This is a genomic window from Granulicella sp. L60 (genome assembly GCF_009765825.1).
In the GTDB taxonomy this organism is placed as follows: Bacteria; Acidobacteriota; Terriglobia; order Terriglobales; family Acidobacteriaceae; genus Edaphobacter.
In genome coordinates this window covers 1,157,703-1,170,697 of the sequence record NZ_LMUR01000018.1, presented here as the reverse complement: position 1 = coordinate 1,170,697, position 12,995 = coordinate 1,157,703, and the positions used below count along the sequence as shown (strand labels likewise).

Annotated in this window: 12 protein-coding genes, 1 other RNA gene and 1 pseudogene; 5 read left to right on the top strand and 9 right to left on the bottom strand. The window is 59.1% G+C overall.

Annotated features, from left to right (window positions below):
• Window positions 1-10: 10 nt before the first annotated feature.
• The 3 genes from hpnI to GSQ82_RS15160 are packed head-to-tail and all read right to left on the bottom strand — an operon-like array spanning window position 11 to window position 3,816.
• Window positions 11-1,186 (bottom strand): bacteriohopanetetrol glucosamine biosynthesis glycosyltransferase HpnI, encoded by a 1,176-nt coding sequence (gene hpnI / locus GSQ82_RS15170; RefSeq protein WP_158793057.1) that lies wholly within the window; start codon window positions 1,184-1,186, stop codon window positions 11-13.
• Between the two features lie 47 nt (window positions 1,187-1,233).
• Entirely contained in the window at window positions 1,234-2,487 is a 1,254-nt protein-coding gene (locus GSQ82_RS15165; protein ID WP_158793056.1) for an ABC transporter permease, read from the bottom strand.
• A 24-nt stretch (window positions 2,488-2,511) separates the two neighbouring features.
• Window positions 2,512-3,816, bottom strand: a complete 1,305-nt coding sequence (locus GSQ82_RS15160) for an ABC transporter permease (protein WP_158793055.1) — start codon at window positions 3,814-3,816, stop codon at window positions 2,512-2,514.
• Window positions 3,817-3,857: 41 nt separating this feature from the next.
• Here GSQ82_RS15160 and rnpB point away from each other — a divergent pair.
• Window positions 3,858-4,334, top strand: an RNA gene (gene rnpB / locus GSQ82_RS15155) — RNase P RNA component class A.
• 356 nt (window positions 4,335-4,690) lie between these two features.
• On the opposite strand, the gene ruvA is transcribed toward rnpB, so the two are convergent.
• The 4 genes and pseudogenes from ruvA to GSQ82_RS15140 form a co-directional block, all read right to left on the bottom strand.
• Window positions 4,691-5,290, bottom strand: coding sequence for a Holliday junction branch migration protein RuvA (ruvA, locus tag GSQ82_RS15150; protein ID WP_158793054.1), 600 nt, complete (start codon window positions 5,288-5,290; stop codon window positions 4,691-4,693).
• Between the two features lie 157 nt (window positions 5,291-5,447).
• Window positions 5,448-5,648, bottom strand: a pseudogene (locus tag GSQ82_RS25760) (VOC family protein); the annotation flags it as partial.
• Between the two features lie 37 nt (window positions 5,649-5,685).
• Window positions 5,686-5,829, bottom strand: coding sequence for a hypothetical protein (locus tag GSQ82_RS24750; protein ID WP_216847093.1), 144 nt, complete (start codon window positions 5,827-5,829; stop codon window positions 5,686-5,688).
• Between the two features lie 289 nt (window positions 5,830-6,118).
• Window positions 6,119-7,156, bottom strand: coding sequence for a proline iminopeptidase-family hydrolase (locus GSQ82_RS15140; RefSeq protein ID WP_158793053.1), 1,038 nt, complete (start codon window positions 7,154-7,156; stop codon window positions 6,119-6,121).
• A 206-nt stretch (window positions 7,157-7,362) separates the two neighbouring features.
• On the opposite strand from GSQ82_RS15140, the gene GSQ82_RS15135 reads away from it, so the two are divergent.
• Together GSQ82_RS15135 and GSQ82_RS15130 are read left to right on the top strand one after the other, a co-directional pair.
• Window positions 7,363-8,985, top strand: coding sequence for a hypothetical protein (locus GSQ82_RS15135; RefSeq protein WP_158793052.1), 1,623 nt, complete (start codon window positions 7,363-7,365; stop codon window positions 8,983-8,985).
• A gap of 37 nt (window positions 8,986-9,022) precedes the next feature.
• Window positions 9,023-9,667 (top strand): ribonuclease T2, encoded by a 645-nt coding sequence (locus GSQ82_RS15130; protein ID WP_158793051.1) that lies wholly within the window; start codon window positions 9,023-9,025, stop codon window positions 9,665-9,667.
• Window positions 9,668-9,679: 12 nt separating this feature from the next.
• On the opposite strand, the gene GSQ82_RS15125 is transcribed toward GSQ82_RS15130, so the two are convergent.
• Window positions 9,680-10,072, bottom strand: a complete 393-nt coding sequence (locus tag GSQ82_RS15125; RefSeq protein WP_158793050.1) for a hypothetical protein — start codon at window positions 10,070-10,072, stop codon at window positions 9,680-9,682.
• Between the two features lie 260 nt (window positions 10,073-10,332).
• Here GSQ82_RS15125 and GSQ82_RS15120 point away from each other — a divergent pair, with 260 nt between their 5' ends.
• Window positions 10,333-11,493: a serine hydrolase gene (locus GSQ82_RS15120; protein ID WP_158793049.1), complete on the top strand. Its 1,161-nt coding sequence runs from the start codon at window positions 10,333-10,335 to the stop codon at window positions 11,491-11,493.
• Window positions 11,494-11,774: 281 nt separating this feature from the next.
• On the opposite strand, the gene GSQ82_RS15115 is transcribed toward GSQ82_RS15120, so the two are convergent.
• Window positions 11,775-12,290 carry a DUF4142 domain-containing protein gene (locus GSQ82_RS15115; RefSeq protein WP_158793048.1) on the bottom strand — a complete coding sequence of 172 codons (516 nt, stop codon included), beginning with the start codon at window positions 12,288-12,290 and terminating at the stop codon, window positions 11,775-11,777.
• Window positions 12,291-12,450: 160 nt separating this feature from the next.
• On the opposite strand from GSQ82_RS15115, the gene GSQ82_RS15110 reads away from it, so the two are divergent.
• A partial coding sequence (locus GSQ82_RS15110) for a flavoprotein (protein ID WP_305794677.1) occupies window positions 12,451-12,995 on the top strand: 545 nt, incomplete at its 3' end.

Here is a 12,995-nt window from a genome sequence, read left to right as displayed (position 1 = left end):
CCGGGCGCCATCATCGTCGACCGACAGGAGTCAACCTGCCATCGCGCAACGTAAACCGCTCTCCACGCCAAACAACTGTATCTCCCGCGTAGCTCCAGGCCCAGAAAGCCAATCCGAAACAGTCTCGTAACGGAAGCAGCCACAGATCACGCAGTACCTGACCGTCGCCCAGTACCCCTACCCCGGCAGACAACGCCACCGCGACGCGCGCGAGCACAACAATGCTCAGCAGCGAAAAGCTCCAGAGAGCGAATCCGCTTGCAATGCAGTTCATCATCGCCCATGGCAGGGCGTATGTGATCCCAACGCCCACGTAACCAAGTCGGCGCGAGTCCCGCATGGATCGAACCCAACGCAACTGATGATCTTTGAAGCTCCGGAACGAATAAAACGGCACCGTCGTCTCCACAACTTCGGCACACAACTCCACGCGATAGCCAACGCTTGCGATTCGCGCCCCCAGCTCGTAGTCGTCTGCAAGATACTCCACCAGCGGCTCCAAGCCGCCTATCTTTGCCAATACGGTCTTCGTGGTGGCTAGCGTAGAGCCAAGGCCGAAGCGAATGCCGCCTTCGAGTCGTCGTGCTGTGAGGACGCCAGGCAGGAAGTCAGTCGAGATGCCGAGAGCCTCTAGTTTGGACCACAGCGTCAGCGCTGGACCATCTTCTGAGGTGCGACCGATATAGGGGACCGTCACTAGGCCCACGCTTGCATCAACAAAGCACTCCATCACCCGTGACAGATAATGTGGCGAAACCAGAATGTCGCTGTCGTTGATGATCACATGCTCATAACGAGCCTCACGCAGCATCTGCACGAGGTTGCTCATCTTGCCGGATGTTCCGAGCCGTTCGGGGCACTCTACGACCCGAATCGCACAGGATGGGAACTCCAACTTCAGCTGTTCGATCTCTGCGACAGCTGGATCGGCCAGACTGCTTACACCGAAGACAATCTCGAAGTCTCCTGCGTACTGCTGTCGACAGTGGCTCTCCAGACCTGCGTACATGCGCTGGTCCACGCCCTTTACCGGTTTCAGGATGGTGACATCAGGCGCGAAGCCTTTATCTACCTTCTTTGTCCGCCAGTAATGCGCAAAGTTTCGGATACCTAAGAGCGCCAGCAGCAGGTATGCCAACCCGGCGAGCGTCAGCAGGGTTGTGATCGCCTCGATTGCTGTGGCCATCTGGTTAGTCTATCAACCGTGTTGCTCGAATGAGTCCGTTCCTCACCTTACTCGTAGCGCAGTGCTTCGATCGGGTTCAGGTTAGCCGCCTTCCACGCCGGATAGATACCGAATAAAAGCCCAATCCCGCAGGAACTTGCAAAGGCTACAGCAATCCACATCGTCGAAAGTAAGGATGGCATTAGAAAGTGCAGCGCCAGTGCGATAGCGCTTCCCAGAACTACGCCAATGAGCCCACCCACAGCGCAAAGCGTAATCGCCTCCAATGTGAACTGCGCAAGGATGGTTTGTTTCGTGGCGCCGATCGCCTTACGGATTCCTATCTCTCGCGTCCGCTCGGTCACGCTCACCAACATGATGTTCATTACGCCGACTCCACCGACTAGCAGAGCTACGCTCGAGAGTGCGAAGAGCAGAAGAAACAAGCCGCCCGTTATTTGATTCCAAAGTCTTGTGAGGGTATCGGTGCCGAAGATGGCGAAGTTATCTTGAGCTGCATTCGCAACCTTTCGACGACGGCGAAGCAATTCAGTCAACTCGTCTTCTACAACGGGCCGATTCTTGGGGTCGTCGTATTTCAAAGTGATCCAGTAGTCCAGCTCTTCGGGATGGATGCTGTGAAAGGTGGTGATGGGGAAGATCGCCTTATTGTCTTGAGGGTTCTTCCCACCGCCAAATGCCTGTTTTTGCGGCTCGAGAACACCGATAACGGTAAAGACCATGCCAGCGGCCTGGACCTCTTTGCCGGTAGCGCTCTGTCCAGGAAACAGTTCATCAGCGGTGTCGCTGCCGAGCACAACAACCCGTGCTGCCCTGGTCTGGTCGAAGTCGTCGAAGAAACGTCCCTCGCGCATGTCGAAGTCGTTGACCTCTTTTTCATCCGGGGTGTCGCCTTCAAGGATGGTGTTCTGCATCTTCTTGCCACCGGCTTTGATCGATGTATTGCCACCTCGGCCGGGCGCCGTGTTGTCGGTATATTGCAACGCCGGCGACACGGCCACAACATGGGGCAGACTCTTCATGGCCATCGCATCGTCATAGGTCAACTGCTTGCGCGTGAGCATCTCGGTGGTTGGCCGTTGACCGAAGACCGGAAAGCGAAACACAAACAGTACATTCGATCCCAAAGACTCCACTAGGCTCGCAACGTTATTGTTCAGACCATTGACCACCGATGAGATCACGATGACGGTCATCACGCCGATGACGATTCCAAGGATGGTGAGTCCGCTGCGCAGTTTATTGGTGCGAAGCGTGTCGAGTGCCATTGTGACGGTCTCTTTTGTGTCGCCTATGCGCATAACGCTGCCTTCCTGAAACTCGCTCTAATCCGCCCGCAGTGCGACGATTGGGTCCAGCTGCGCTGCCTTGCGCGCGGGATAGACGCCGAAGAAGATACCTGTTGAGGTCGCCATGATCAGACCTACGAATACGCTCCAGAGCGCGATGGTCGAGGGGAATCCGACGAGGACCGTCACGACCTGCGCCACCACCATTCCGCCGATGACACCGAAGATGCCGCCTACCAGTGCCATTGTGGCAGATTCGATGAGGAACTGCATGAGAATGTCTCGTGGCCGCGCACCCAGGGCTTTGCGGATGCCGATCTCGCGGGTGCGCTCAGTGACGCTGACCAGCATGATGTTCATGATGACAATGCCGCCGACGACGAGCGAGATCAATGCGATGGCACCGGCAACTGCGCCGAAGGACTTTGTGATGGTGCTGAAGAATCCAACCAGGGTGTTGTTGGTGTCCAGTTCGAATGAATCGGGTGCGCCTGGCGCATCGTGGCGACGCGAGCGCACCAGCACGCGCACCTCGTCGGCTGCGTCCTGCAGAATGTCTCCGGCCTCGCCTGCTTTGATGTAGATCGTGAGTGTTTTCGCGGTTCCGTAGCTCTTTTGATATGCGGTCAGGGGTACTGCAACCCAGTTGTCCTGGCTCGCTCCAAAGGTGCTGCCCTGCTTTTCACTCACGCCGACGACTGTGTATGGGGTGCCGTCGACACGCAGCTCCTGGCCGAGAGGGCTGATACCAGCGAAGAGGTGATCCTGAATGTCGGTGCCGATGATGGCGACGCGGGAGGCGTGCTCCTCGTCGGTGTCGGTGAAGCCGCGGCCCTGCATAATGTTCAGGTTCTGAAGCTCGGGCATCTGCGCGGTGTAGCCGCGGATGCTGGAGTCGGTGACGGATTCTGTGCCGCGAACTACCTTGCCTGTGGTCGCTTGTTGCGCGCCGATTCCGGTGCAGCGCTTGCAGTTGTCCTTGATGGCGAGATAGTCGGGGAAGAGGATGTCTTTGCGCTTCTGGAAGCGTTCGTAGTCCTCTGAGTTTGTGATGATGGCGGGCATCTTCGAGACGGTGAAGACGTCGGCGCCGTAGCTGGTGAACTTGGTAGTAACAAAGGTGTTAGCGCCGTTGACCAAGGTTACGACGGCGATGACGCTGGCCACGCCAATGACCACGCCGAGCAGGGTCAGGACCGAGCGGAGCTTGTTCGCCCAGAGCGACTGCAGCGCGATCTTTACGGCCTCTTTGAACTCCACTTCGAACCCCTTAACTGGTGTGTTGAGAGTATCAACCCTGCGTGCTTGTAATGCGAGGATTGAGTAGCGGTGGTTACGCATTTCACGGGGGTTTTGTTCATTCGGTGGGGTACACTGGAGGGGCAGGCGGCTGGATGATCGCTGCCGCCCGGGCCGTAAGGTGTTGGGCGGGGGAGGAAAGTCCGAACTCCGCAGGGCAGTGTGCCGGATAACGTCCGGGACGGAGGTTTCAAGACCTCTGGACGGCAAGTGCAACAGAGAATGAACCGCCTCAAGTTGTTGATTTACTTCGGTAAATCTGTAAGCTCTTGAGGTAAGGGTGAAAAGGTGCGGTAAGAGCGCACCGCGCGGGCAGTAATGTTCGCGGCAGGGTAAACCCCACACGGAGCAAGACCAAATAGGCAGGGATCTTGCCGCTCCTCTCCAGGCGGCAGGAAGCGTATCGGCCCGATGCGCCAAGGCGGAGAGACTCGGAACTGTTGATTTCAATGGGGATGGGAGCCAAAACCTGCGGGTAGGTTGCTAAAGCGCCGCAGTAATGCGTCGCGTAGAGGAATGATCGTCTAGAACAGAATTCGGCTTACGGGCCGTCTGCAAACTTATGGCCTCGAAATCGCTCAAACGGTTTCGAGGCCGTCTGATTTTTGGAGTTGTTTGCGCAGTTTTTTGTTCGTGTGGTGGAATGGGGTTTTTGCAGGGGTTTTTGAGAATTTTGTGGTGCAAACGTGGTGAGTTTGCATGGTGGATGTGGTGGCTTGCTGGTGAGTTCGTGGTTGTTCGCTGCCAGTAATTTTGGCTGGAAAAATGTGACACGGTTTTGGGATTTATTTTTTCTTTTTCAATGCTGGTTTCGATGCTGAAAGACTTGTCCTGCCGGACGGGCCCGCTGCTCGCGGGGAGGTCACTTCGTGACTTGTGTGTCCCTTCGGTTGCTGCTCCAGTTGGTCGCTTGGGATTAACGGATGGACTGCATGGCGGCGCGGAAGAGGAGCTCGAAGTCCTGGGCAGTGGCTGGGTTCTTTTCGATGGCGGTCTCGATGGCCTTCTGGGCGACAGGACGGGCGTAGCCGAGGTTGACTAAGGCAGAGAGGGCGTCGTCGGCTGCGGGGCCGTGGTGGGTTGCGCCGGTGGAGGTGGGGATGGCGACGGCCATGTCGTCCAGCTTGTCTTTGAGTTCGAGGACGACGCGCTCGGCGGTCTTTTTGCCGATGCCGGGGATGCGGGTGAGGGTGGCGTGGTCGGCGGAGCGGATGGCGGTGACGAGGCGGTCTGAGGCGATGCCGCTGAGGACGGTGATGGCCAGCTTGGGGCCGATGCCGGAGATGGTGAGGAGCTTTTCGAAGAGGCGTTTTTCCTGGGTCTCGGAGAAGCCGAAGAGGGCGATCTGATCTTCGCGGACGTGGGTGTGGATGTGGAGGGTCGCCTCCGTGTTCTCGGAGGGGAGCGCGGAGAAGGTGGTGACGCTGATGGTGACGTCGTAGCCTACGCCGGCGCATTCGACGATGGCTTGATTGGGAGTTTTGGAGAGGAGACGTCCGCGTAGGTGAGCGATCATGCTTGGCTGATTGTAGCTTGCGTGGGGGTAAGATTTTATGGCGGTTGGAGGAAGACGGTCGCGCGTCGCGCGATGCCCACATCTCAAAGTCGAGATATGGGGCACCCGGCTGTTGTTCTTAGATAGAAAGGACTCGTGTACGGCACGTCTACTTTTTTTACACGTCGCCACGAAGATCGTAGAAGACGCGAATGAGGTTGCCGTCTAGATCGGCGGCCATAAACTCGCGCAGCTTCCATGGTTTGTCTTCGGGCTCGGATAGGATCTTCGCTTGCGCAGACTTCCACTGCGCGAAGAGTTCGTCTACCTCGGCCTTGCTATCGAGATTGAGCCAGAAGAGGACTGGGCCGGTGTTGCCGTGGGACTTCCGGAAAGTGCGATTGGTGAGAAAGAGTCTACAATTGCCCCCTGGAGATGCCTGCGATGCCGTCCTGGTCGTTCCCCCAGTCGAGGGTGAAGCCTAGCGTGTTGACGTAGTAGGCTGCGGATCTGTCGACATCAGTCGACGGGATCTCCGGCACAGCGGCGGGGAAGGTCATGGCTGTTGTCCTCCTCACGGCACAGTGTAGAACAACGGTTCTACTGTGCTGGTTGAGGACGAGGAAGTCTGCGCGGCGATGATTCCGTGGTGGCTAGGTGGTCTCGGCCTATAGCACGATGCGGAACTGTGCCGGATGTGGTGCGAGATAAGGAGAGAGTATTGGCACGCCGAGGGAGTCGCAGGTCCTTCGACTACGCCTCTCGCGATGAGACTGCGAGAGGCTCCGCTCAGGATGACACTTTCTATATCCATCCATCACTTACGCTCAGGCTATAGGTCGATACTGCCTAGAGGGACTTGAGGAAGGGCAGGAGGTTTTGGAAGTAGAAGGCCTGGTCGTCCCACATGCAGAGGTGGCTGCCGTTGGGACAGATGAAGGAGGTGGCGTTGGGCATGAGCTTTGCCATCTTCTTCATGTCTTCGGGGTCCATCTCGTCGTAGCGGGCGCCGATGGTGAGGGCTTTGGTCTTGATCTCGTGCAGGCGGTCCCAACGCTCCCAGTCTTTGAGGTTGCCGGTGACGAGGAACTCGCTCTTGCCCTGCATCTGGTTGTAGATCTTCTCGTTTAGATGGCTGAAGGAGCGGGTGAAGGGTTCGGGCCAGGGCTTGGTTCGGCAGATCATCTGGGGGTAGAGCTCTTCCATCATGATCTTTTCGTACTCGGGGGAGTCGTAGGCGCTCTTTGCCTCGAGCGCCTCAAGGGTCGCGAGCGAGGCGGGGGAGAGCATCTGGACTTTGAGGGCGGCGGTGCGTTTGAGGTAGGACTGGGTGCCGGCGGTCATGTCGGAGATGATGAGGCCGCGGAGATGTTGCTGGTAGTTGAGCGCGTACTCGAGGGCGAGGATGCCGCCCCAGGAGTGGCCGTAGAGGACGAAGTTTTCGAGGCCGAGGCCGCGGCGGACCTCTTCGACCTCCTGGGTGTATCGCGCGAGGGTCCAGAGGGAGGGATCGTCGGGCTGATCGGAGTTACCGCAGCCTAGCTGATCGTAGTAGTAGTACTCGATGCCGGCGGCGGGAAGGAAGGACTCCATGACTTCGAGGTACTCGTGACTGGCGCCGGGGCCACCGTGGAGAAGGAGGACCTTGATGGGACCGCTGCCGACACGCTTGGTCCATACTTTGTACTTGCCGCCGACGACGGGGATCATGCGAATGCCTGCGGTCTTGATTCCTGGAGGATTGAGGCCGTCGGGGGTCTGCGAGGAGAGCGGTGCGTCGGGCGCGTTGATGCTCTCTTTGCTGATGCTGGAGGCGTTTGCCTTGTGGGCTGATGCGCCGAGGGCGAGCGATGCTGCGCCGGTTGCGAGAAAGCTACGACGGTTCAAGTGTGCTCCTGTGCCTGTTACATGTTAGATGAGTGACGGGGTTGATGACGGCGCGGTGCTCGGTTTGAGACGCCTCAACTTTATAGTATCGAAGCACGGGCACTGGCTGCTGACGTTGGGTTGGAGGATGACGGTCGAGATATAGGCTATCTGCTCGGGTGTAGCTAGAAAGACGAAGGTTAGCACGAGAGAAGTAAAATAAGGGCTTGTCGAGTCCCAACGCCTACATCGCAATGGACGGTGCTCCACGGGGGAAGTACTCGGGAGTTGAGTCTGCGCTCGTCGTGTTGCTGGAGATATACGGCGCGGTCGTTCTTGGGCTGCTTGCGCTTGTGCCGCGGTATTTTTTACCTGCGGAAGATGCCACGGTGCTGTTTGAGTACAGCAAGAATCTTGCGGGGCATGGCGCGATTACTTTTTTTGCGGGTGGGCCGCACGCCGAGGGCGCGACGGACTTTGCGTGGATGGCGCTGGTTGCGGGAGCGATGCGGCTGGGTCTTGCGCCTCTCTGGTTTTCTGCGGCGGTCAATGTCGTGTCGCTGGTTGGGCTGTCTGCGGTGCTGCTGCGGCTGGCGAGGCTTCGGATCTCGGTGCGGCGCGTGCTTGCGGTGGCCGGGTGTGTGGGGCTGTTTCCGCAGATCTTTGCGGCGGCGGCGGGATTTGCGGTGCTGCCCGATGCGATGCTGCTGGCGTTGCTGGTGCTGATGGCGACGGAGCGGAGGGTTGGGTGGGCTGCTCTGGTGGGTCTGGCGCTCTGTTTATTTCGGCCGGATGGAGTGGTCTTCGCGGTTCCGCTGCTGATCTATGCGGCGTTCGTTTCGGAGCGGAGAGGAAGGGCGTGGGCTGAGGTTGCGGCGATCTTTGTGGCTCCGGGGATGTTGTACTTCGCTTGGAGGTGGCGGTACTTTGGCGAGCTGTTTCCGCTGCCGTTTTATGTAAAGTCGGATGCGGTGCGGGTGATGGGGCTTGTGGTCTCGCACTCGGTACAGGTGAGTGTGAAGTATCTGCTGTTCGACGCGGCGCTGCTGGTGCCGTGCATCAGGCTGCGGGGTTTGCGGCCGAGGTATCTGTGGGTGTGTTTGTTTGCGATACCGACGGGGTTTTACTGGATGATGCGTCTTGACCAGAATATCGGCGATAGATTTTTTTATTATCTGCCGCTGGCGGCGGCTATTCTGCTGGCGTTGAACTGGTCTGCGCTAGGGATTTCGCGACGGACACTGCTGCTCATCGGATTTGGGGCTTGGTTGGCGTTGATTGCGATGCCGTTCTATCGGGAGCTTCGCACGTATCGGGATCTGCAGTTTACGGAGATCAAGAGCTTGGCTGAGGATCTGGGGGCGCTGCGTGGGCGCGGCACGATGGTTACGACGGAGACGGGATTTCTGACGTACTACTCGGGGTGGGTGAGCTACGATCCGTGGGGTTTGAATACGGCGGCGTTCGCACGGCAGTTTGTTCAGCCAGAGGATGTCGAGAGGCTGCGGGCCGATGTGGTTGTGGAGCATCCGGATATGTCGGAGAGCTGCTTGAAACAGCCGGGGTGGCAGTCGAAGTATGTGAGCCGCACTTGGCAGAACATGACGCGGAACGTTGCGATGGGTGCGCCGGCTTCGGAGTATGAGCTTTGGGTGGTGTCTTATGGATCGGAGTTTTATCGACAGCGGAGGGGTTGGGGCGACGGGCAGGGGGATCGGGAGTGCTGGTTTGTGCGGAGGGACTCGCCGCTGCATGATGGCATTGCGGGGGTGTTGGGGCGGCATCATGGTGTGGGTCCGCTGGTGGCGGTTGAGATGGAGAGGGAGCGCGTTTTACGGGGAGCGAAGTAAGTGGCTGGCTGTGTGTGCGTGGTCTAGCATGTGGGGTATGAAGACTTTTTCGCGGCAGGTGGTGCTGTTGTGCGTGGGATTTTTGATGGTGGCGTTTCTGTCGGCGCGGGCGGGGGCGCACGGGAAGGGTGAGCCGGGGAAGTTCGATTTCTATCTGCTGAATCTTTCGTGGTCGCCGGAGTTTTGTTCGATCCGGGGGACGAATCCGCAGTGTGCGGCGCGTCCGGGGTTTGTGGTGCATGGGCTATGGCCGCAGAATTATGACGGCTCGTATCCTGTGTTTTGCAGCGAGCGGGAGGGGCCGGTGCATCCGGAGAAGAATCTCGACATTACGCCGGATGAGTCGCTGCTGCGGCATGAGTGGAGCAAGCATGGGACGTGTACGACGCTGGCGGCGGATGATTTCTTTCTGCTGGAGCATCGGGCGTTTGGCGAGGTGAGGGTGCCGAAGCTGTTCACCGAACTGGACCATGAGGTGATGTTGAAGCCGGTGGAGATTCTGGATGAGTTTGCGAGGGCGAATCCGTCGTTTCCGCGGGGGAGCGTGGTGTTGAGCTGCGGGAATAATCGACTGACAGCGATTGAGGTTTGTATGGCGAAGGATGATCTGAGGCCGATTGCTTGCCAGGGGTTGCGGGAGTGTCGGGCAAGGGTGGTTCGGGTGACGCCTCCCGGGCGGTGATGGTGTTTGAGCTTAGTTGGAGGGGACGGCCTGCCATTCGCCGGCGCCTCCGCGGGCGTGGAAGTTGCCGCGCATGGCGGTGGCCTGGATGTTGCCGTGGTCGTTTGGACCTTCGACCTGGCCGCCGAAGTTGAGGACTTCGCGGGTCTTGGTGTGGAAGACGATGTGGCGCATGTTGATGGTGCCTTCGATGCCGCCGGATTGGTTCGGACCTTTGAAGTGGCCGGTGATGACGTTTCCTTTCTGGACGATTTCGATGTATTTGGTGCTGGTGCCACCGTTGGGGTCTTTGGCGTAGATGGTCCATTTTCCGGCGACGTTGGCGGGCTGCTGCTGGGGTGGGGGCTGCTGGGCGAGGGTGATGGCGCTGGTGAGGGAGAGGAGGATGGCGAGACTTATTTTCATGAGGGCTCCTTCTTCTAGAGACTTTGTCCTGCCGGACGGGCCCACTGCTCGTGGTGAGGTCACTTCGTGACTTTTGTACCTTGTCGTGGCAGGATGATTGGCGATGGGCCTCCCGCTGGTCGGCGATGATGATTCCGACCAACGGGAGGACGAAAGCAGTCTATCCTGCCGAGACCGGTATACACGTCACGAAGTGACCTCCCGCTGAGTAAGCGGCCCGTCCGGCAGGACATAATCTTTGTAAAAAGCGAGGTAAGAAGATGCTGAGTCGGCGCTCTGTGATGGGTCAGATGCTGGGAGTAGCTGTAGCGGGGATGGTTCCGCGTGTGATGGGGCAAGGGCCTGCGGATGGGGGGCCTACGGGAGCGCAGCGCGGCGCGATGGGACGGACGGCGTTTCAGTTTCGTCAGCAGTTTTCGGTTCCGGCGAGCTCGATTGCGATTACGCGGAATGGGAGGTTTGTCTACGACCAGGCAGATGGCATGGCGGACAGGGAGACGATGCAGCAGGTGCAGCAGGCGAGCCTGTTTCGGATTGCGAGCGTGACCAAGCCGATTACGTCGGTGACGATCTTCAGCTTGATCGAGCAGGGCAAGCTGAATTTGAACGATAAGGTGTTTGGGCCGTCGGGGGTTTTGGGGACGAAGTATGGGAAGGCTCCGTATAAGCAGTATGTGACGGATGTGACGGTGGACGATCTGCTGACGCATACGTCGGGAGGGTGGTCGAACGATTCGACCGATCCGATGTTCCGGTTTGATTCGTGGGATCAGGCGAAGCTGATTGGGTGGACGCTGGAGAATCTGCCGCAGACGTATCCGCCGGGACAGCACTGGGCTTACTCGAACTTTGGTTACTGCGTGCTGGGGAGGGTGATTGAACAGGTGACGGGGCAGACGTATGAGGGGTATGTGCAGGCGAATATTCTGGCGCCGTGCGGGATTACGGATATGAAGATTGCGGGGAATACGCTGCGGCAGCGGGCGACGAATGAGGTGGTGTACTACGGGCAGTACAGCGAGGATCCGTACAAGATAAATGTGACGCGGATGGACGCGAATGGCGGGTGGCTGGCGACGGCGTCGGATCTGGTGATGTTTCTGGACCACGTGGGCGGGGTGGGGACGATTCCTAGTCTGTTGAAACCGGCGACGATCAAGATGATGACGACGCCTGCGCCGGCGTTCGATCCGACGGCGCAGGCGAGGTATGCGCGGGGGTGGATGGTGCGGGGGAACGGCGCGGGGAGTTGGTGGCACAACGGGAGTCTGCCGGGGTCGACGACGCTGATGGTGCGGACGTCTACGGGGATGTGCTGGGCGGCGCTGACGAATACGCGGACAGAGCCTTCGGACCAGATTAATGCGGCGCTGGATCAGATGATGTGGCAGATGGTTGGGTGTGTGCCGGGGTGGGCTTGAGGTTTGTTAATGGCGAAGCCTCTCGCGGTGGGGCTGCGAGAGGCTTCGGGTTTTGAGTGTGGACGATTTGGGTCTTGACGTGGAGAAGAAGGCATACCCAGGGCTAAAGCCCCCTTCTTGAGGGGGCTGGGAGGCCCAAGGCTAAAGCCTTGGGGTACCTAGAAGCAAAAGCGGAAGGTATCCCAAGAAGCTCGAGCACCAGTACCCGGAAGCTCAGCCCGACGGCACCATAGGAGCGCGGATTCGTCGAACACGAATCGAGCACGATGGAGGCTATTTCTTTAGAGCTTCTTCTTGAGGTCGTAGGCCATGTTCTTGTGGGCGGCTACGGCGGTCTTGCCCTTGATGACGGCTGCACGGAACTTTGGATCTTTGGTGTCCTTAGCTTCGGTGGTGAAGGCGCGGAGGGCTTTGGCGTGGTCGGTGACCATGTCGCTCATGTACTGCTTGTCGAAGTCGTTGCCGGAGAGGCCGTTGAGGGTGTCGATGGCCTTCTGGTGATCGGAGTCGGGGCCGGAGGGTGGGGTGAGGCCCCAGGCGTCGGCGAAGGGCTTCATGCTGGCGGTCATCTGGGTGTGCTCGGTGACCATCTTTTCAGCGAAGGCTTTGACGGCGGGGTTGGTGGTCTTCTGGTCGGCGAGCTGGCTGAGGGCGATCTCGTTCTGGTCAGACTGGGCGGCCATGGCGAGGAACTTCTTGTCGCTGTCGGACTGGGCGAGAGCGCGTGAAGGCAGGAGCATGGCGGTGCCGGAGACGGTAAGGACCGCGCAGCAGATGATTCTATTCATGGTGTTCATGTGTGATTCCCTCGAAAGGCGGCTGGGCCGCGAAGTTTGTCGTGCCGTACGTTGGGTGTGAGTGGCAGAGGGGAGGGGAGGTTGTACGCTGGCTACGGATGGGTCTGAGAGGATTGTGATGTGATGAATGTGAGAGGTCGCTGACGGCGGAGGTCTGGTGATGGGTGTGGCTGGAATGAAAGTGACGGTCGGGGTGTGCGGGGGGATTGCGGCTTACAAGTCGGTGGAGCTGGTGCGCCTGCTGCAGGATGCGGGATTCGATCCGTATGTGGTGATGACAAAGGCGGCGGAGGAGTTTGTGCGGCCGCTGACGTTTGCGGCGATCTCGGGCCATCGGGTGATAACGACGCTTTGGGGTGCGGAGGCTGGGACGGGGACGGAAGAGGGCGAGTCTTCGGTCGAGCATATTGAAGAGGCGCAGACGACGGGGCTGCTGGTGGTGGCTCCGGCGACGGCGGATATGCTGGCGAAGTTTGCGCATGGGCTGGCTGATGATTTTTTGTCGACGATGTTTCTGGCGACGACGGCTCCGGTGGTGGTGGCTCCGGCGATGAATGTGAATATGTGGGAGCATGCGGCGACGCGGGCGAATGTAGAGACGCTGCGGGTGCGCGGGGTGAGGGTGATTGAGCCGGGGAGCGGGTATCTGGCGTGTGGGATGGTGGGGGGCGGGAGGCTGGCTGAGCCGGCGGTGATTGCCGGGGG